Origin of the sequence: Streptomyces sp. NPDC093600 (assembly GCF_044764755.1) — a bacterium.
In the GTDB taxonomy this organism is placed as follows: domain Bacteria; phylum Actinomycetota; class Actinomycetes; order Streptomycetales; family Streptomycetaceae; genus Streptomyces.
Genome location: NZ_JBIWIU010000007.1, coordinates 330,631 through 350,206, shown reverse-complemented (window position 1 = coordinate 350,206; position 19,576 = coordinate 330,631). Strand labels below are relative to the sequence as shown.

Annotated in this window: 16 protein-coding genes; 10 read left to right on the top strand and 6 right to left on the bottom strand. The window is 70.9% G+C overall.

The genetic code is table 11. The features are described from left to right. Positions 1 to 30 precede the first annotated feature (30 nt). Both ACIRB4_RS19960 and aspS read right to left on the bottom strand, forming a co-directional pair. Complete coding sequence (locus ACIRB4_RS19960) at positions 31 to 597, bottom strand: Uma2 family endonuclease (protein WP_403292892.1); 567 nt, start codon at positions 595 to 597, stop codon at positions 31 to 33. Positions 598 to 743: 146 nt separating this feature from the next. After that, positions 744 to 2,519: an aspartate--tRNA ligase gene (gene aspS, locus ACIRB4_RS19955; RefSeq protein ID WP_403292890.1), complete on the bottom strand. Its 1,776-nt coding sequence runs from the start codon at positions 2,517 to 2,519 to the stop codon at positions 744 to 746. A gap of 135 nt (positions 2,520 to 2,654) precedes the next feature. Between aspS and ACIRB4_RS19950 the strand changes: the two genes are divergently transcribed. Continuing rightward, positions 2,655 to 4,787, top strand: coding sequence for a SpoIIE family protein phosphatase (locus ACIRB4_RS19950; protein WP_403292888.1), 2,133 nt, complete (start codon positions 2,655 to 2,657; stop codon positions 4,785 to 4,787). 192 nt (positions 4,788 to 4,979) lie between these two features. Continuing rightward, positions 4,980 to 5,798, top strand: coding sequence for an MBL fold metallo-hydrolase (locus ACIRB4_RS19945; RefSeq protein WP_403292887.1), 819 nt, complete (start codon positions 4,980 to 4,982; stop codon positions 5,796 to 5,798). 44 nt (positions 5,799 to 5,842) lie between these two features. Here the strand turns inward: ACIRB4_RS19945 and ACIRB4_RS19940 are convergent, their stop codons facing one another. The 3 genes from ACIRB4_RS19940 to ACIRB4_RS19930 form a co-directional block, all read right to left on the bottom strand. Further along, positions 5,843 to 6,916 (bottom strand): AI-2E family transporter, encoded by a 1,074-nt coding sequence (locus ACIRB4_RS19940; RefSeq protein ID WP_403292884.1) that lies wholly within the window; start codon positions 6,914 to 6,916, stop codon positions 5,843 to 5,845. Between the two features lie 235 nt (positions 6,917 to 7,151). Further along, complete coding sequence (locus tag ACIRB4_RS19935; protein WP_403292883.1) at positions 7,152 to 8,114, bottom strand: pirin family protein; 963 nt, start codon at positions 8,112 to 8,114, stop codon at positions 7,152 to 7,154. 113 nt (positions 8,115 to 8,227) lie between these two features. After that, complete coding sequence (locus ACIRB4_RS19930; protein WP_403292881.1) at positions 8,228 to 8,728, bottom strand: SseB family protein; 501 nt, start codon at positions 8,726 to 8,728, stop codon at positions 8,228 to 8,230. A gap of 169 nt (positions 8,729 to 8,897) precedes the next feature. Here ACIRB4_RS19930 and ACIRB4_RS19925 point away from each other — a divergent pair, with 169 nt between their 5' ends. From ACIRB4_RS19925 to ACIRB4_RS19895, 7 genes are all read left to right on the top strand, one after another. Then, complete coding sequence (locus ACIRB4_RS19925; protein ID WP_403292880.1) at positions 8,898 to 9,338, top strand: hypothetical protein; 441 nt, start codon at positions 8,898 to 8,900, stop codon at positions 9,336 to 9,338. Between the two features lie 7 nt (positions 9,339 to 9,345). Continuing rightward, entirely contained in the window at positions 9,346 to 11,127 is a 1,782-nt protein-coding gene (locus tag ACIRB4_RS19920) for an alpha/beta hydrolase (protein ID WP_403292879.1), read from the top strand. After that, positions 11,127 to 11,699, top strand: coding sequence for a hypothetical protein (locus ACIRB4_RS19915; RefSeq protein WP_403292878.1), 573 nt, complete (start codon positions 11,127 to 11,129; stop codon positions 11,697 to 11,699). The genes ACIRB4_RS19920 and ACIRB4_RS19915 overlap by 1 nt, the downstream gene beginning before the upstream one ends. A gap of 225 nt (positions 11,700 to 11,924) precedes the next feature. Beyond that, on the top strand, positions 11,925 to 13,751 hold the full coding sequence (locus ACIRB4_RS19910) for an acyl-CoA dehydrogenase (RefSeq protein WP_403292876.1): 1,827 nt from the start codon (positions 11,925 to 11,927) through the stop codon (positions 13,749 to 13,751). Between the two features lie 307 nt (positions 13,752 to 14,058). Beyond that, positions 14,059 to 15,363 (top strand): M18 family aminopeptidase, encoded by a 1,305-nt coding sequence (locus ACIRB4_RS19905; RefSeq protein WP_403292875.1) that lies wholly within the window; start codon positions 14,059 to 14,061, stop codon positions 15,361 to 15,363. Between the two features lie 68 nt (positions 15,364 to 15,431). Continuing rightward, a complete protein-coding gene (locus tag ACIRB4_RS19900; protein WP_403292874.1) occupies positions 15,432 to 15,653 on the top strand; it encodes a DUF6458 family protein in 222 nt (73 codons plus the stop codon). Positions 15,654 to 15,719: 66 nt separating this feature from the next. After that, the gene (locus ACIRB4_RS19895; RefSeq protein ID WP_403292872.1) at positions 15,720 to 16,064 is read left to right on the top strand and encodes a hypothetical protein; all 345 of its coding nucleotides are present in this window, start codon (positions 15,720 to 15,722) and stop codon (positions 16,062 to 16,064) included. Positions 16,065 to 16,100: 36 nt separating this feature from the next. On the opposite strand, the gene ACIRB4_RS19890 is transcribed toward ACIRB4_RS19895, so the two are convergent. Further along, on the bottom strand, positions 16,101 to 17,894 hold the full coding sequence (locus tag ACIRB4_RS19890) for an NHL domain-containing thioredoxin family protein (RefSeq protein WP_403292870.1): 1,794 nt from the start codon (positions 17,892 to 17,894) through the stop codon (positions 16,101 to 16,103). A 149-nt stretch (positions 17,895 to 18,043) separates the two neighbouring features. On the opposite strand from ACIRB4_RS19890, the gene ACIRB4_RS19885 reads away from it, so the two are divergent. Further along, positions 18,044 to 19,576 carry a hypothetical protein gene (locus ACIRB4_RS19885; RefSeq protein ID WP_403292868.1) on the top strand — a complete coding sequence of 511 codons (1,533 nt, stop codon included), beginning with the start codon at positions 18,044 to 18,046 and terminating at the stop codon, positions 19,574 to 19,576.

Genomic DNA, 19,576 nt, shown 5'->3' with positions numbered 1-19,576 from the left:
TCTCGTCGGCGGAGCCGGCAAGCCCTCGTATCAGTGCACCCAGTTCTTCAGCGGCTCCGTGTCCAGTTCCATGCCCACCGGCTCCGGCAGCGTGACCGTCTTCCCGAACGGCACCGTCGCCACCATTTCGTACCGCTCCCCGTCCGGCTGCGAGTGGACCTTGACCTCGCCGGTGGTCCTGTCGATCAGGAGGTAGACGGGGATGCCGGTCTCGGCGTAGGCGCGGGGTTTCTCGACGCGGTCACGGCGGCCGGTGTCGGAGTCGCCGGAGGTCACCTCGACGACCATGAGGACACCGTCGGCGTCGGCCCACTCGCCCTGGCCGACGAACGCGTCCAACGGTACGAGGCAACCGTCGGGACGGGCGTTGCCCTTCCTGTACTTCTCGATCCGCAGCCCTTGGTCGGGATAGAGCCACCAGCCGGCATTGGTCTGGATGCACAGTCGCGTGAGCCAGGCGATGATCCGCCCGTGGTCGCCGTCCGGCAAGGCCTTCTCGCCGATCTTGCCGTCGATGAACTCGAGACGCAGAGATTCGTCCACGCGTTCGCCGAGGCGGGCGAGTTCCTCGAACCCTTCCTGAGTCAGGACGCTCACGGCAGACTCCTCCCAGATCGGTGGTGCCTTCCACGGTACGTGGTTCCCGGCCCGCGCGGCCGGGTTCGTCGCTGTCGCCATGGCGGCACCCTGGCATATGCCAAGGGCCCGGAATCCGCGGATTCCGGGCCCTTCACTCCTGGGGGTTACTTCTCCGTGGACTTCTCCACCGGCTTGCGCAGCTGGAGGTTCAGCTCCCGCAGGCGCGCCTCGTCCAGCTCCGTCGGGGCGCCCATCAGCAGGTCCTGGGCGTTGCCGTTGAGCGGGAAGGCGATCGTCTCGCGGATGTTCGGCTCGTCCGCGAGGAGCATCACGATGCGGTCGACGCCCGGGGCGATGCCGCCGTGCGGCGGGGCGCCGTACTCGAAGGCGCGGAGCATGCCCGCGAACTCGTGCTCGACCGTCTCGCGCGAGTAACCCGCGATCTCGAACGCCTTGAACATGATCTCGGGCTCGTGGTTCCGGATCGCGCCCGAGGAGAGCTCGACGCCGTTGCAGACGATGTCGTACTGCCAGCCCAGGATGTCCAGCGGGTCCTGGGTCTCCAGGGCCTCCAGGCCGCCCTGCGGCATCGAGAACGGGTTGTGCGAGAAGTCGATCTTGCCGGTCTCCTCGTCCCGCTCGTACATCGGGAAGTCGACGATCCAGCAGAAGCGGAAGACGCCCTCCTCGAAGTGCCCGGCGCGCTTCGCCGCCTCGACGCGGACCGCGCCCATGATCTTCGAGACCTCGTCGAACTCGCCCGCGCCGAAGAAGACCGCGTGGCCGGGCTGCAGGCCGAGGCGCTCGGTGAGGACCTTGACGTTCTCCTCGGTGAGGAACTTGGCGATCGGGCCCGTCAGCGTCGAGTTCTCGCCGACGCGCACCCACGCCAGGCCCTTCGCGCCCTGCTCGACCGCGTAGTCGCCCAGGCCGTCGAAGAACTTGCGCGGCTGGTCGCCCGTGTCCGGCACCGCGAGCGCGCGCACGTGCTTGCCGGCGAAGGCCTTGAACTCGGAGTTCTCGAAGACGTCGGAGATGTCGACGAGCTCCAGCTTGGCCCGCAGGTCCGGCTTGTCGGAGCCGTACTTCAGCATCGCCTCGCGGAACGGGATCCGCGGGAACGGCGACGTGACGTGGCGGCCGCCGCCGAACTCCTCGAAGATCTCCGTCATGAGCTTCTCGATCGGCTGGAAGACGTCCTCCTGCTCGACGAAGCTCATCTCGACGTCGAGCTGGTAGAACTCGCCCGGCGAGCGGTCGGCGCGCGCGTCCTCGTCGCGGAAGCAGGGCGCGATCTGGAAGTAGCGGTCGAAGCCGGAGATCATCAGCAGCTGCTTGAACTGCTGCGGCGCCTGCGGCAGGGCATAGAACTTGCCCGGGTTGAGACGGGACGGGACGACGAAGTCGCGGGCGCCCTCGGGGGAGGTCGCGGCCAGGATCGGCGTCGCCATCTCGTTGAAGCCGAGGGCCACCATCTTGGAGCGGATGGCGGCGATGACGGCCGAGCGCAGCATGATGTTGCGGTGCATGCGCTCACGGCGCAGGTCGAGGAAGCGGTACTCCAGGCGCCGCTCCTCGTTCACGCCGTCGTCGGCGTTGACGGTGAACGGGATCTGCTTGGACGCGCCCAGGACCTCGACCTCGGAGACCTCGATCTCGATCTCGCCGGTCGCCAGCTCCGGGTTGACGTTCTCGGCACCACGCGAGACGACCTTGCCGTCCACGCGGATGACGGTCTCCTTCGTCAGCTTGTCCAGGGCCTCGGCGGCCGGGGTGCCGGGCCGGGCGACAAGCTGCGTGATGCCGTAGTGGTCGCGCAGATCGATGAAGAGGATGCCGCCCAGGTCGCGCCGATTGTGCAGCCAGCCGCTCAGCCGGACGTCGGTGCCGACGTCAGAGGCGCGGAGCTCGCCGCAGGTGTGGGACCTGTACCGATGCATCGTCGTTCATCCAGTCTTCGGAATCGGTGGGGAGCCTGGAATCATCCAGGCCCGTCAAGGGTACCGGGCCACCCAAGATCCCTTTTCGAATACTCTCGGTGGCGACCTGGAGTCCGATATTCATAAAGTAGGTCAATGCGCACCGAGGACGTCCTGGCCGCGATCGCGACCGGTCTGTGGCGCTGGGACAACGCGTCCGGGATCGTCACGCTCGACGCCGAGGCGGCCCGGCTGCTCGGGCTGCCCGCCGAACCCGCCCGGCTCACCGAGGCGGCCGTGCGCTCGCGCTTCCATCCCGTCGACTGGAACGAGATCGACGGGGTGGTCAACCTCGCCGTCGCGGAGGGAACCCTCGCCGAGGCCCGGCTGCGGATCATGGACGAGCACGGCCGGGTGATCCGTACCGTACGGAGCCGGTCCAAACCGCTCATCGAGGGCGACGACTACCAGCTCGTCGGCACTCTCCAGGAGGTCGCCGAGCCCCAGCCCGGCACGGCGGCCCGCACCCCCGTCACCGGAGACTGGCGCCGCTCGCGCGAGGCGTTCCTGCTCGACGCCGGCCGGGCGCTCGCCGAGGCGCGCTCGACCGCCGAGGTCCTGCGCGTCGCCGCCTCCCTCTCCATGCCCGGCTTCTCCCCGGACGGGCTGGCCGTCTTCGGCGTGGCGGGCGACCGGCTGACGATCATCGGCCACCACGGGCACAACGCCGGCGACGAGGGCCCCTTCAGCTCGATGTCGCTGGGCACCGACTATCCGGCGGCCGAGGTCGCCAGGACCGGCCGGGCGATCTATCTGCCGACGCCGGAGGAGTACCAGCGGCGCTTCCCGGTCACCTGGCCGCTGGCCCGGCAGTTCGGCAGACAGTCCTGGGCCTACCTCCCGCTCATCGTGGCCGGCCGCACCATGGGCGCCTGGATGGCCGCGTTCAAGCACCCGGTCGCCTTCACCCCCGACGAGCGCTCCGTCCTCACCACCGTCGCCCGCATGCTCGCGCAGGCGCTCGCCCGGGCCGGCGTCGCCGAGTCCGAGCGGGAGCTGTCGCTCGGCCTCCAGCGCACGATGATGCCGGTCCTCGGCCCCGGCATCCCCGGCCTCCACGTCGCCGCCCGGTACGTCCCCACCGGCGGCGGGCTCCAGGTCGGCGGCGACTGGTACGACATGATCCCGCTCCCGGGCGGCACCTCCCGCGCCGGCGGCCACGGCGGAGGGCGGATCGCCCTGGTCATCGGCGACGTCCAGGGCCATGACGTCCGGGCCGCCGGGCTGATGGGGCAGCTGCGGATCGCCCTGCGCGCGTACGCCTCCGAGGGCCACAGGCCCGACGCGGTGCTCTCGCGCGCCTCCCGCTTCCTGTACGGGATCACCCACGGCGACGGGGGCGGGCACGGGGCCGCCGAGGAGAGTGGCGGCCCGCGCTTCGCGACCTGCCTCTACCTGGAGATCGACCCGGTCTCCGGTGTCGTGGACATCGCCCGGGCCGGCCACCCGGACCCGGCGGTCCGGCTGACCGACGGAACGGTTCTGCTGCGACCGACCGCCGGCGGGCTCCCCCTGGGCATCGACCCGGACACCGACTATCCGACGACCCGGTTCACCCTGGAGCCCGGCGAGACCCTGATGATGTGCACCGACGGGCTTTTGGAGACCGGCGGCCACGACCTCGACAGCGGCTGGGAACGCGTCCGTACGCTCCTCGAAGAGCACGACGGCGACTCCCTGGAGGGCCTCGCCGACCGGCTCGTCGAAGCCGTCCACGGCCCCGGCTCCCACCACACCACCGGGCCGCTCGCCGACCGCCGCGAGGACGACATCGCCCTGCTGCTCCTCTCCCGCCAGGGCAGCGCCGTGCGCCGGGCCCCGCGCCGCACGATGATGACCGTCGCCCAGGCAGAGCCGGAGCGCATCGCCACCGCGCGCCAGTATCTGCGCCAGCTGCTGCACGACTGGACCGACGAGGACCAGGTCGACTCGGCGGTCCTCATGGTCTCGGAGATGGTCACCAACGTGCTCATCCACACGGACGGCGACGCGCTGCTGGTCGCCGAGGTGACCTGCGACGACGAGGCGCGCCGCCTGCGGGTGGAGGTCGCCGACACCAGCGACGAGCTGCCGCACAGGCGCCAGCCGGGCGAGATGGCCTCGTCGGGGCGCGGCCTGGTCCTGATGGAGATGCTGGCGCACGCGTGGGGCGTGGACCCGCGGGGCGAGGGCAAGTCGATCTGGTTCGAACTGAACGAGCCGCCGTCGGGGAAGGGGTGCTGCGAGTAGCGGGGGCGTGAAGGGGGCGTACGTACGGTCGTGAGTGCGGGGCGCTTCGGGCGTCGGGCGCTTCGGGCATCGGGGCGCTTCGGGCATCGGGCGCTTCGGGCATTGGGGCGCTTCGGGCATCGGGCGCGCGCCGTGCGTCGGACCGGAGGAGACTGGAGCCGTACGGCCGCCGGGGGGACCACGGAGCAAGCTATGGACACCCACAAGGTCGGCAGCGACACCACCGTCCTGGCCGACAGCCTCGAAGCGCCGGGGGTCGGTCACATCCCCGTCAACGCCTTCGTTCTGACCGCCAAGGAGCCGGTCGTCGTCGACACCGGACTCTCCGTCTCCGACCGTGACTTCGTCACCGCCGTCGCCGGAGTCGTCGACCCCGCCGACATCCTCTGGATCTGGCTCACCCACCCCGACCGCGACCACACGGGCGGCATCTTCGATCTGCTCGTCGCCGCTCCCCGGGCGCGGGTGGTGACCACCTTCATCGGCGCGGGGATCATGACCACCGAACGCCCGCTGCCCATGGACCGCGTCTACTTCCTCAACCCCGGCCAGTCCCTGGACGTCGGCGACCGTTCCCTGCACGCCTTCAGGCCGCCGCTCTTCGACAATCCGGCCACCGTCGGCTTCTACGACGACAGGACCCGGATCTGCTTCAGCTCCGACTGCTTCGGCGGGCCGATGCCGACCGCCGAGCTCGCGGAGAGCGGGCACGCGAGCGATCTGAAGCCTGACGAACTGCGGGCCGCCCAGCTGCTGTGGGCGACGCTGGACAGCCCGTGGGTGCATGTCGTGGACGCGGCGAAGTACCGGGCGACGATCGATCCGATCCGCGCGATGAACCCGGAGATCCTGCTCAGCACGCATCTGCCGCCCGCCGTGCGGATGACGGACAGGATGACCGAGACGATCGCGATGGCGCCGGACTCGGACCCGTTCGTGGGCCCGGACCAGGCGGCGCTCGAACAGATGCTGGCCAGCTTCGAGCCGGGCGGCATCCCCACGGCGACGTGACCCGCTGAAGCGACCGATCCACCGGGCCGTCGGCCCCCTCGGATCTACCCGGCCTGCTCCCCGTACCGGCTGCGCAGCTCGCCGATCACCCCGAACGCGGCGGCGGTCAGCGGTACGGCGAGCAGCATGCCCAGAATTCCGGCGACCGACGCCCCGGCCGTGATCGTCAGCATGACCACGGCCGGGTGCATCTGGACGGTCCGGCTCTGGATCACGGGCTGGAGGATGTGGCCTTCCAGGACCTGTACGGCCAGGACGACGCCGAGCGCCCACAGCGCGATGACGAAACCCCGGTCGGCGAGGGCCACGAGGATGGCGACGGCGCCGGAGATGAAGGCGCCGAGGTACGGGATGTAGGCGCCGACGAAGACGAGCGCGCCGAGGCCGACGGCGCCGGGCACCCGCAGGATCAGCAGCCCGATGGTGATGAGGAGGGCGTCGATCAGGGCGATGAAGGTGGTGCCGCGCATGAACCCCTCGACCGCCTCGAACGCGCGGCGGCCGATCGCCTCGACCGTGTCGCCGGTGGCGCGCGGGGCGAGGGACCGCAGGGTGCCCACGGCCTTGTCGGAGTCGCGGAGGAAGAAGAAGACGAGGAACAGGGCGAGGACGGCGACGGCGATCATCTGGCCGACGACGCTGAGGCCGCTGATCACCCCGGAGGCGGCGGTGCCGCCGAACTTCTGCAGGAGCTCCTTGGAGTTCGCGGCGAGGTCGTCGAGGGAGGTCCCGGCGGCGCCGAGGTGCTCGGCGAGGTCCGTGGCGGCCCGGCGCAGGGAGGTGATGATCTGGTCGCCGGTCTCGATGAGCGCGCTGACGACGATGTAGGTGGCGCCGCCGACGACGGCGACCACGGCGACACAGGTGATCGCGGCGGCGAGCGACCGCTGCACCTTCATGCGCAGCAGCCGCCGGTGGAGCGGGCCGAGGAGGGCCGTCCCGAGGAGGGCGAGCAGGACGGGCGTCACGGCCGTCTTGAACACGACGCACAGCCATACGCCGACGGCGGCGACGCCGGTCACCAGCAGCGCGACGACGCACCAGGCGGCGACCCGTCGCGCGGCGTCGGGAAGGAGAGGTCGCGGTCCCGGCGCCGGCTGCGGCTTCTGCGTCTGCACGAGCCCCAGCCGACCACGGCCTCCGCGTGCCGTCCTGCGGTACGGGTCCGCACGGGTGACGCCTCGTCACACGGAGGCGCCGGGCGAGGCGGACCCTCACCCGGCGCTGTACCGGGCTTCGTACGGAAGGCGGGCGCGTACACGTACGCGTACCGCAGACGACCGCGTACCGGAGACGACCGTGCACCGGAGGCGGGCGTCTACGGGATGCGACCGCGTACCGGAGGCGACCGTCCTACTCGCCCATGCCGTGGACCGCCGGGATCCTGCCGAGCCGGCCCGCCTGGAAGTCCTCGAAGGCCTGGCGCAGCTCCGCCTGGCTGTTCATGACGAACGGACCGTAGTGCGCCATCGGTTCGCGGATCGGCCGGCCGCCGAGGACGACGACCTCCAGGTCCGGCGTGTGGCCGTCCTGCCTGTCGTCCGCGCGGACGGTGAGCGCGCCGCCCTTGCCGAAGACCGCGGTCTGGCCCATGTGAACCGGCCGCCGCTCCGTACCGACGGACCCGCGCCCGGCCAGTACGTACACGAGTCCGTTGAAGTCCTCCCGCCAGGGCAGGGTCATCTCCGCGCCGGGCCGGATCGTCGCGTGGATCATCGTGATCGGGGTGTGCGTGATGCCCGGGCCGGCGTGGCCGTCGAGCTCGCCGGCGATGACGCGGAGCAGCGCGCCGCCGTCGGGCGAGGCCAGCAGCTGCACCTGGCCGCCGCGGATGTCCTGGTAGCGGGGGGCCATCATCTTGTCGCTCGCGGGCAGGTTCACCCAGAGCTGGAGCCCGTGGAAGAGTCCGCCGCTGACGACGAGGGACTCCGGCGGGGCCTCGATGTGGAGGAGCCCGGAGCCGGCGGTCATCCACTGGGTGTCACCGTTGGTGATGGTGCCGCCACCGCCGTTGGAGTCCTGGTGGTCGAAGATCCCGTCGATGATGTACGTGACGGTCTCGAAGCCGCGGTGGGGGTGCCAGGGCGTTCCCTTGGGCTCGCCGGGGGCGTACTCCACCTCTCCCATCTGGTCCATCATGATGAACGGGTCGAGGTACTGGTAGTTGATCCCGGCGAACGCGCGGCGCACCGGGAAACCCTCGCCCTCGAAGCCCGAGGGAGCCGTGGTCACGGCGAGCACGGGGCGGGGGGTGGCGTCGGCCGGGGCGGCGACGCGCGGCAGGGTGAGCGGGTTCTCGACAGTCACGGCGGGCATGGCGGGACCTCCTTGTGCGACCACTTTAGTTGAATACTGAACTTCCCGCCACCCGGAACGCGGAACGCCCGGGAGGAATTCCCCCCGGGCGCTCTCCCGCCTGCCGGCGTCGGTCAGCCGTACATCCGCCGCATCGCGAAGTCGACCATCTGCTCCACGGCCTTCGCGTCGAAGACCATGCGGTGGTCACCCTCCATGTCGAGGACGAAGCCGTAGCCCGTCGGCAGCAGGTCGATCACCTCGGCGCCGGTGATCACGAAGTACTTCGACTCCTTGCCCGCGTACCGCCGCAGCTCCTTCAGCGAGGTGAACATCGGGATGACCGGCTGCTGGGTGTTGTGCAGAGCGAGGAAGCCGGGATTGTCGCCCCGGGGGCAGTAGACCTTCGAGGTCGCGAAGATCTGCTGGAAGTCCTCGGCCGCCAGCGACCCGGTCGTGAAGGCCCGTACGGCGTCGGCGAGCGAGGGCGGCGACGGCTCGGGGTACAGCGGCGCCTGCTGCCCGTACCCGCCCCCCTGCATCCCGCCGGGCATGCCCTGCATCGGCTGCTGCTGCGGCGGGGCGTACTGCTGCTGGGCGGCACTACCGTCTGCGTGCTGGCCGTATCCGTACATGGCCCCAGCCTATCGAGCGGACCACACGCCCCGATCGGATACGGCAGCCCGGGACCGGACCCGGACACCGCCCGCCCCCACCACCGGACCGTTCTTCGCACTTTCTTTCGCCCGCTCACCGTCTCTTGCTAGGTTCGCGTGAGCAATCCGGTCGCCACGGGGGTGGAGCATGGCACTCAACGCACAATGGGAAGAGCTGTTCGGCGCGAGCGGACCACCGGAACGGCCCGCCTCGATGACGCTGGCGGGGGTCCCGGGACAAGAAGGCGGGGGCGGCAGCGGCGGTCCGAACCTGAAGGCGGACGAGGGCCCCTGGCACTCCGCCGGCAACACCGCGGGCGAGCTGCGCACCAGCACCTCGACCTCGCTCACCGACCTCGACTCGGCGAACGAAGGCGTCACAGGCGCAACGGCCGGATTCGACTCCTCCGCCGCACTCACCGAGATCCTCGGCACCTGGAAGTCGCGCATCACCTCCGTACGCGACGAGTGCGGACGGCTGGAATCCGCCCTCAAGAGCGCCGGGCGCGACTTCGGCGAGCGGGAGACCGACACCCAGCGCAAGATCGCCGCCGAGGCTCCCGTCCCCGCGCCGAAGAAGGAGGGCTGAGGCCGCCGTGCCCACCTGGCAGCAGTTGCGCGACGTGAAGCTGAACGAGTACACGGACGCGGCGGACGGGTGGGGCAAGGTCAGCTCCCGCTCCAACGCCGACAAGGACCGTGTCGACAACGGCATGTTCGCCAAGATCCACGACACGCAGAAGGGTGAGACCGCCACCCGCGCGGCCGAGGACGTCCGTCAGCTCAGCCGCAACTACCAGTACCTGCACACCGAGTGCGGGCTGATCCGCACCGCGCTCAACGGCCTGGCCTCCGAACTCGCCGCCCCGCAGAAGAAGCTGAAGCAGGCGTTGGAGGACGCCGAGAACCTGAAGTTCACGGTCAAGCCGGACGGCTCGGTCGAGTACCCGATGAAGTCCGCCGTCCTCGCCCCCGGCACCAACACCGCCCAGCACGGCGCGCCCGTCCCGTACGCGCCGGGGGCGGCCGAGGGCATCGGCAGCGCCGACGCCAACAAGGGCAAGGCCGAGGACATCGCCCAACGCATCGGCGACGCGGTCCGCGAGGCCGCCGAGATCGACAGCCGCTACGCCGCCGTCCTGCGCAAGCTCAAGGCCCCGCCGGGCCTCACCGTCGACGACGCCGCCCTCGCCGACGCCGCGGCCGACACGAAGGCCCTCCAGGACGCGGCCGGCAAGTACGCCGACGACGCGGCGATCCCCCACGGCAAATCCCCCAAGGAGAACGCCGACTGGTGGAACGGCCTCACCCAGGAACAGCGCGACGAGTACGCGACGCTCTACCCCGCCTCGATCGGCGCCCTGGACGGCCTGCCGTCGCCGGTCCGCGACGACGCGAACCGGATGGTGCTGGCGGAGACCCGGGCACAGATCCAGACGGAGCTGAACAAGCCCGCGCCGAACCAGTACATTCCGAACCCGAACGGCACCTACCCGGCCGTCGTCCTGAGCCCCGAGTACAAGCAGTGGCAGAAGGACCAGGAGAGGCTGAAGGACCAGCTGAAAGGCATCAACTCGATCCAGGCCCGGTTCGACGCCACCGGCAAGGAGGGCCTCCCCGAGGCGTATCTCCTCGGCTACGACAACGACGGCATCGGCCGGGCGATCATCGCCAACGGCAACCCCGACGCCGCCGACCACACTGCCGTCTACGTGCCGGGCACGACGACGAATCTGAAAGACTTCGACGGCAACATCTCGCGGATGACCAATCTGTGGATGGAGACACAGGCGCAGGCTCCCGGCTCGAACGTCTCCACCATCACCTGGTTCGGTTACGAGGCACCGCAGTCCATCGCCCCCGACGCCATGCAGAAGAGCTGGGCGCACAACGGCTCCCCCATCCTCCTCCAGTTCATGGACGGCCTGGAGACCGTGCAGGGCGGCGCCGACAAGAGCCACACCACGGTCGTCGGACACAGCTACGGCTCGACGGTCGTCGGTGATGCCTCCAACCGGGGCGATCTCGCCGCCGACGACATCGTGGCCGTCGGTAGCCCCGGCATGCTGACCGGCAGGGCCGAGGACCTGGACGTCGGCAAGGACCACGTCTGGTCCGAGGCGGCGTGGAACGACGTGGTGCCGGCAGGTGGAAAAGTGGCGGGACTCGGCGGCCAGACGTGGGGCGTGCAGACCTGGAACGGCATTCCGTACAGCGCCGGATTCGTGCAGACCGTGCCGTCCGACGAGTTGTTCGGCGCGCACCGCATGAATGTGGACACGAGCGGCCACAGTGACTACTGGACCCCGGATTCCGAGAGTCTCAAGAACCAGGCGAAAGTCGTGGTCGGCGAGTACGACAAGGTGAACGAGGACTGATGAACACCGGCAACCACCGCACCAGAGTTCGCGGAGCGGCGCTCGGCGCCCTCCTCCTCTGCCTCACGACCCTCGCGACGGGATGCTCCATGAACGGCACCGACGACACCGACGACCTCGGCTACACCCCGACGACTCTCGAGGTGGAGCGGGCAAGGACGCGCACCAAGGAGGTCTCCAGCGAGATCTTCGACATGATCGGGCTGCCGCGGGCAAAGACGACCCCGGGCGGCGCCAGTGCCTCCACGTGCGAGGAGGACCGCGAGCACCTCTTCAAGATCCGCCACCCCTGGTCGGTGTACGACGTCTCCGAGGAAGAGCTGAAGCAGGGCTTCGAACGGCTCCGGCAGGCGCTGCCCACCAAGGGCTGGAAGGTCGTCTCGTACGGCCCGAACAACAGCAAGGCCAAGTCCCTCGAACTCACGGCGGACTCCGAGGAGGAGCGCTTCTCCGTAAACGCCGAACTGTGGGTGGGCAGCACGGACCCGAAGAAGAAGAATCTGATCCTCGTCAACGTCGTCTCCGGCTGCTTCCGCGCGCCGGAGGGCACGGACCTCAACGGCCTGTACTGAGCTCATTACGGAAGGTGGCAGGGCCCGGGGGGTGAGAGCCCCCGGGTCTTGGGCGTCCAGCTACGGGACATGCGGCTCGCGTCACAGATGTCCGGACAGGGGTTGCTCTTATTACCGGTGGGTAGCATCATCGTAGAGAACGTGGGCTACTCACCGGTAGTACGTCCTGCCACGAGCACGCCCACCAGGACATCCGCCTCCCCGAGCCTTTACGGAGCCGTCGCCATGGGGCACTACAAGTCGAATCTCCGCGACATCGAGTTCAACCTCTTCGAGGTCCTCGGGCGCGACAAGGTGTACGGCACCGGTCCGTTCGAGGAGATGGACGTCGAGACCGCCAAGAGCGTCCTGGAGGAGATCCAGCGCCTCGCGGAGAACGAGATCGCCGAGTCCTTCGCCGACGCCGACCGCAACCCGCCGGTCTTCGACCCCGCCACCAACACCGCCCCGGTCCCGGCCAGCTTCAAGAAGTCGTACCAGGCCTTCATGGACTCCGAGTACTGGCGCCTCGGCCTGCCCGAGGAGATCGGCGGCACCACCTCCCCGCGCTCCCTGATCTGGGCCTACGCGGAGCTGCTGCTCGGCTCGAACCCGGCCGTCTGGATGTACTCCTCCGGCCCCGCGTTCGCCGGCGTCCTCTTCGAGGAGGGCAACGAGGCGCAGAAGAAGATCGCCCAGATCGCCGTCGAGAAGCAGTGGGGCTCCACCATGGTCCTCACCGAGCCCGACGCGGGCTCGGACGTCGGCGCCGGCCGCACCAAGGCCGTCCAGCAGGAGGACGGCTCCTGGCACATCGAGGGCGTGAAGCGCTTCATCACGTCCGGCGAGCACGACATGTCGGAGAACATCCTCCACTACGTCCTCGCCCGCCCCGAGGGCGCCGGCCCCGGCACCAAGGGCCTCTCCCTCTTCCTCGTGCCGAAGTACCACTTCGACTGGGAGACCGGCGAGCTGGGCGAGCGCAACGGCGTCTACGCCACCAACGTCGAGCACAAGATGGGCCTCAAGGCCTCCAACACGTGCGAGATGACCTTCGGCGACCAGCACCCCGCCAAGGGCTGGCTGATCGGCGACAAGCACGACGGCATCCGCCAGATGTTCCTCATCATCGAGTTCGCCCGCATGATGGTCGGCACGAAGGCGATCTCCACCCTCTCGACGGGCTACCTCAACGCCCTCGAGTACGCCAAGGAGCGCGTCCAGGGCACCGACCTGGCGAACTTCATGGACAAGGCCGCGCCCAAGGTCACCATCACGCACCACCCCGACGTCCGCCGCTCGCTCATGACGCAGAAGGCGTACGCCGAGGGCATGCGCTCCCTCGTCCTCTACACGGCCTCCGTGCAGGACGCGATCCAGGTCAAGGAGGCGGCCGGCGAGGACGCCAAGGCCCTCCACGGCCTGAACGACCTGCTGCTCCCGATCGTGAAGGGCTACGGCTCCGAGAAGGGTTACGAGCAGCTCGCGCAGTCGCTCCAGACCTTCGGCGGCTCCGGCTTCCTGCAGGAGTACCCGATCGAGCAGTACATCCGGGACGCCAAGATCGACACCCTCTACGAGGGCACCACGGCCATCCAGGGCCAGGACTTCTTCTTCCGCAAGATCGTCCGCGACCAGGGCGCGTCCCTGAACGCGCTGGCCGAGGAGATCAAGAAGTTCCTCGCGGTCGGCACCGGCGGCGAGGAGCTGGCCGACGCCCGCGACGCGCTCGCCAAGGCCGCCGTGGACCTGGAGGGCATCGTCGGCAAGATGCTCACCGACCTCACCGCGACCGGCGAGGACGTCAAGAACATCTACAAGGTCGGCCTCAACACCACCCGCCTGCTGATGGCCTCCGGCGACGTCGTCGTCGGCTACCTCCTGCTGAAGGGCGCGGCCGTCGCCGCCGAGAAGCTGGAGACCGCCTCCGCCAAGGACAAGGCGTTCTACACCGGCAAGATCGCGGCCGCGAAGTTCTTCGCCGCCAACGTCCTGCCGGGCGTCTCCACCGAGCGCGCGCTGGCCGAGGCCGTCGACGGCTCGCTGATGGACCTGGACGAGGCCGCGTTCTAGTACGCACTGGTACGCACTTCGTCCATACAGGAACGGCTCGTCCCCGGGGAGGGGGGCGGGCCGTTCCGCTTCCCGGGCCGCGCGGCGGCGGTGCCGGCTCGCCCCAGCGGTTCCGTTCACCGCAGCCGTTCCGCTCACCGCAGCGCCTCCGCCTCCCCGGCCGCGACTCGTCCCACCGCACCGATTCCCGCTTCCCGGCCACTCCGTTCTCCGGCCCCCGCCGCCCTCCCCCACGGTTCCGTTTTCCGCGCCCGCCCGTTTTCCGGGGTCCCCTCGACGGCTTTCGGACCGTGCGTAAGGTGAGCGCATGAGTAGCGCACCCTCCCGCCCGTCGCAGCCGTTCGACCGTGGCCACACCGATGACCTCATGACCTTCCTGGCGGCCTCCCCGTCGCCGTACCACGCCGTGGCCAACGCCGCCGAGCGCCTGGAGAAGGCCGGCTTCCGGCAGGTCGAGGAGACCGCGGCCTGGGACGGTACGTCGGGCGGGAAGTACGTGATCCGCGGCGGCGCGATCATCGCCTGGTACGTACCGGAGGGCGCCGCCCCCCACACCCCGTACCGCATCATCGGCGCGCACACCGACTCCCCCAACCTGCGCGTCAAGCCGCGGCCCGACATGGGCACCCAGGGCTGGCGGCAGGTCGCGGTCGAGATCTACGGCGGCACGCTGCTCAACACCTGGCTCGACCGCGACCTCGGCCTCGCCGGCCGGATCACCCTGCGGGACGGCAGCAACCACCTGGTGAACATCGACCGGGCCGTGCTGCGCGTCCCGCAGCTCGCCATCCACCTCGACCGCCAGGCCAACGAGGGCCTGAAGCTGGACCGGCAGCGCCACATGCAACCGATCTGGGGCCTCGGCGACGTCCACGAGGGCGACCTGATCTCCTTCGTCGCCGAAGAGGCGGGCGTCGACGCCGAGGACGTCACCGGCTGGGACCTGATGGTCCACTCCATCGAGGCACCCTCCTACCTCGGCCGCGACCGCGAACTCGTCGCCGGCCCCCGCATGGACAACCTCATCTCGGTCCACGCCGGCGTCGCCGCGCTGGCGGCCGTCGCGGGCCGCGGCGACCTCCCGTACATCCCCGTCCTGGCCGCCTTCGACCACGAGGAGAACGGCTCCGAGTCCGACACCGGCGCCCAGGGCCCGCTGCTCGGCTCCGTCCTCGAACGCTCGGTCTTCGCCCGCGGCGGCGCGTACGAGGACAAGGCACGCGCCTTCGCCGGCACGGTCTGCCTCTCCTCCGACACCGGCCACGCCGTCCACCCCAACTACGCCGAGCGCCACGACCCGACGCACCACCCGCGCGCCAACGGCGGCCCGATCCTCAAGGTCAACGTCAACCAGCGGTACGCAACCGACGGCAGCGGCCGCGCGGTGTTCGCCGCGGCCTGCGAGAAGGCCGGCGTTCCGTCGCAGACGTTCGTCTCCAGCAACGACATGCCCTGCGGCACGACGATCGGTCCGATCACCGCCGCCCGCCACGGCATCACGACCGTCGACATCGGCGTCGCCATCCTCTCCATGCACAGCGCGCGTGAACTGTGCGGCGCCGACGACCCGTTCCTGCTCGCGAACGCGCTGGTGGCCTTCCTGGAGGGATAGGCCGGGGAGGGATAGAGGCGGCCGACCCGGGTACCCGATTCCGACAACCCCACTAGGAGGCGGGATCCATGGGCCTTGGAGGCTGCATCATCCTCATCGCCGTGGGCGCGATTCTCACGTTCGCCACGGACTGGGAACTCGACGGCGTCAACCTCGACCTGGTGGGACTGATCATGATGGCGGTCGGTCTCATCGGCACGGCGACCTTCACCAGCATCGCGCGGCGCCGGCGGGCCGTCGTACCACCGGTCGCCCCCACCGTGGTGGACGACGACACGCGCCGCTACTGACGACGGGTCAAGGACCGGAGGTCCGCGAAACATCCGGGAAAGGCCCTCGCTGACACCGTGGTTCCCATGGTTCGTCACGAGGGCCCACCCCTGCGGAAGTTCATCGCATGCGCCGCCACCGCCGTGCTGCTCGGCACGGGGGTGGCGGCGTACGTCGTCACGGAGTACGACGAACGCCCGCCGTGGGGCACGGACATCGCGTACGAGGGCGGCTATCTCCAGGCCGTCCGCATCCGGAAGTACGACATGACGGGGGAGCGGACCCGCGCCCTGCTGGCCGGCGAATGCGTGGCCATGGAGCGCCGCGGCATGGGCGGCGACCGGGCCGTCCACGCCCCGGAGGCGTGGGTGGCCGGCTGCCTGGACGGCGCGGCGGGCCGCCCGTCCACGAACCAGGGCATGCTGCACTAGCCGGCCCGGTCCCGTGCGCGCGTCAGGCGTAATGCGTCAGGCGTCCATGCCCGCGAGGATCAACGGCAGCCGGGCGGCGCCGCTCTCCGTCACCGTCACCGGAACACCCCAGTCCTGCTGGTGGACATGGCAGGCCGGGTACTCGTTGGCCGGGTCGTCGTCGCAGGACGCCGCCATCGCCGAGACGTGCAGGACGCCTTCGCCGATCTCGGGGTTGAGGTCCAGCTCCCGGAAGAGGTCCGTGCCCGTGCCCTCACCGGCGAGCAGCAGCTCGGGCGGGGTGGAGGAGACGAGGAGCCGGGTCGAGGGACCGTACCGCTCGTCCAGCTTCTGCCCCGTCGGCGCCTGGAAGACGACATCGAGGCGGAGCCGGCCGGGAGCGATCTCGGTGGCCTCGCGCCGGGTGCGGTGGGCGACCGACTCCACCCGCACGGCCTCCTCCGGCAGCCGCAGCCGCGTCAACCGGTGCCGGGCCGACTCCACGACGACGATGTCGTCCCCCACAAGCACGGCGTCGCTCGGCTCGCGCAGATCGGTGGCGAGGGTGGTGACCTCGCCGGTCGCCGGGTCGTAGCGGCGCAGCGCGTGGTTGTACGTGTCGCTCACGGCGACGGACCCGTCGGGCAGGGCGGTGACGCCCAGCGGGTGCTGGAAAAGGGCCTGGCCGGCGGGGCCGTCACGGTGGCCGAAGTCGAAGAGCCCGGTGCCGACGGCCGTGTGCACGACGTCCTCGGTGTCGATCCAGCGCAGGGCGCTGGTCTCCGAGTCGGCGATCCACAGCCGCTCCTCGGTGGCGGCGAGACCGGACGGCTGGGCGAACCACGCCTCGGCGGCCGGTCCGTCGACCAGTCCCTCGTTGGTCGTACCGGCCGCGACCTCGACCGTCCCGGTCTCGGGGTCGTACGTCCACAGCTGGTGGACACCGGCCATGGCGATCCACACCTTTCCGCGCCACCAGGCCACGTCCCACGGCGAGGACAGGTCGACGTCGAGCGCCGGTCCCGAGGTGGGGGAGCCCTGCCACCACTGGCGGCCGGTTCCGGCGATCAGCTCGATCGCACCGGTCTGAGGGTCGAAGGTGCGCAGCGCGTGGTGGACGGTGTCGGCGACGACGACCTTGCCGTCGGGGAGCAGGGCGAGACCCTGCGGTTCACGGAACTCCTTGTCCCCGATCCGCCGTACGACGCTCTCGCCGTCCGGTGCCAGCTCCACGAGCTGGTGGCGGGTGGTGTCGGAGACGAGGAGGTTCCCGGAGGGCAGGACGACCGCCTTGCCGGGGAACCGCAGATCGGTGGCGACCGGCTCCGGCGGCACGTACGGCCCGTCTCCGCGCCGCAGCGTCCCCTTGGCGCCGTGCTCGGCCTCCAGCTCCTCCACGAGGGTGCGGATCGCGTTGGCGTGCCCCTCGCCGGCGTGCTGGGCGACGACATACCCCTCGGGGTCGATGACGACGAGCGTCGGCCAGGCCCGTACGGCGTACTGCTTCCAGGTCGCGAGCTCCGGGTCGTCGAGGACCGGGTGGTGCACCTCGTAGCGCTCGACGGCGTCGACGACGGCCTGGTGGTCGGCCTCGTGCACGAACTTGGGCGAGTGGACGCCGACGATCACGAGGGTGTCCCGGTGCTGCTCCTCCAGCTCGCGCAGCTCGTCGAGGACGTGGAGGCAGTTAATGCAGCAAAAGGTCCAGAAATCGAGAAGAACGATCTTCCCGCGCATGTCGGCGAGGGTGAGATCGTCTCCGCCGGTGTTCAGCCAGCCGCCCTTGCCGACGAGCTCGGGGGCGCGGACACGGGCGCGGGCGCGGTGGGGGGCAGACGCGGAGTCGTTCATGGCTCCAGGGTGCCGTACGGGTGAAAGAGAGGGCCGGGTGGGGAGCGTGTGCGTGTCTTGCCTGTGGCATGTGCCGATGGACTGGCCACCATGGCGATCAGATCATCCGATTTTTCGTCCTCCCGGCTGAGAGCGGTGGGTGAGGTGTCATGCGGCGTCGGCGAGCCGGGCTGTCGCTCCTGGCCGTGGTCCTCCTCCTTCCGCTGCCGCTCCTTCCGCTCCCGGCGGCGCGCGCCGGCGGGGTGGGGGACGCCGCCCTGCGGCTGACCATCACCGTCAACACCTGGCACGACACCTGGGCGCGGCCCCCGGCCGTCCGGGTCGGGGGTGTGGTGGTGAAGCGGTACCACCTGGCCAACCGCGGCGAGGCCGATCTCCACCACGTCCGGATCACCGACCCCGGCGCGCCGGCCGGGTCGATCCACTGCCCGGCCGGCCCCCTGGCGGCCCTGCGGACCATGGTCTGTACGGCCAGATTCCCCGCCCTGGCGGGCCACCACGGCGGTACGGCGAAGGCGGTGGGCTCCGTTCCCTCGCTGCGGAAGCGGCTCACGACCACCGCGCGTTCCGCTTACACGGGGATCAGCGGGGCCCTGACGCTGACGGAGACGGCCCGCACCCGGCCTCCGCCGCAGCTCGCGGCGGACATCGAGTACACCGTCACCAACCCGGGCAACCGGCCCGTGCACGGGATCCGGCTCACCGACCCCGCACTGGGGCGGGACGCGGTACGCATCCGCTGCGCGGGGGGACCCGGCACCGTGCCGGTGCTCGCTCCCGGGGCGTCGGCCCGCTGCTCCGTGACCGTCCACCGGCCACCGGGCACGCACCGCAGCACGGGCGTGGTCTCCGGCAGCGACCGGGTCACGACGGTGGGCCCCGACGGGGGCCCGGTGCCCCCACCACTGCTGACCGCCCGCGCCTCGGCCGTCTTCATCCTGCGGGCGGCGGAGCGGAGTACGGGGGGAGGGGTGGCTCCTCCTGGCGCGCCGGGGGCGCCTGGCGTGGCGGTTCCTCCTGGCGTGCCGGCTCCGCCCGGGGCTGCAGCGCAGCCGGGGGTGCCAGGTGCGCCGGGGGCGGTCGGGAGTGGGGTGCCGGGAGCGGCGGGAGCGGCTGCGACCGGTGCTGTTGCGGCCGGTGCGGCGGGGGCGGCAGGTGCTGCTGCTGGGACTGCCGGTGCGGCGGGTGCTGCGGGTGCGCCAGGCGCCGCTGCTGCCGCTGCCGCCGCTGCCGCCGCGGCTGCCGGTACGACTGCGGGTGCGGCTGCAGGCGCCGGGGCCGCCGGTGCCGGGGCCGCCGCAGGCGGCTTGGCGGGGCCCGGGGCCGTCCCAGGAGCACCGGCCGCCGCCCACGCCGCGGCCGCGGCCGCGGCCGCACCAGCAGGCCCGGCGGTCCCGGCTGGGCCAGCGGTCCCAGGGGTCGGCCGCGCCCCCGGGGACGTACCGGGCGCTCGTCCCCCGGCCGAGGTCCCGCCACGGGTTCCCGGGCGGATCGGTGAGATCCCGGGGCAGGTCCCCGTCCCCAGCACCCGCGTCCCCGTCCCCGCCGACGACGAAGGGCTCCTCCCCCGGCTCCGCCGCCGGTCCCGTGAGCTGCCCGAGATGGGGACCGTGATGTTCCTCCTGCTGCTCCTGATCCCCGCCGCGGTCGCGGCCGCCCTGCTCGGCTCCCGCCCCCGCTGA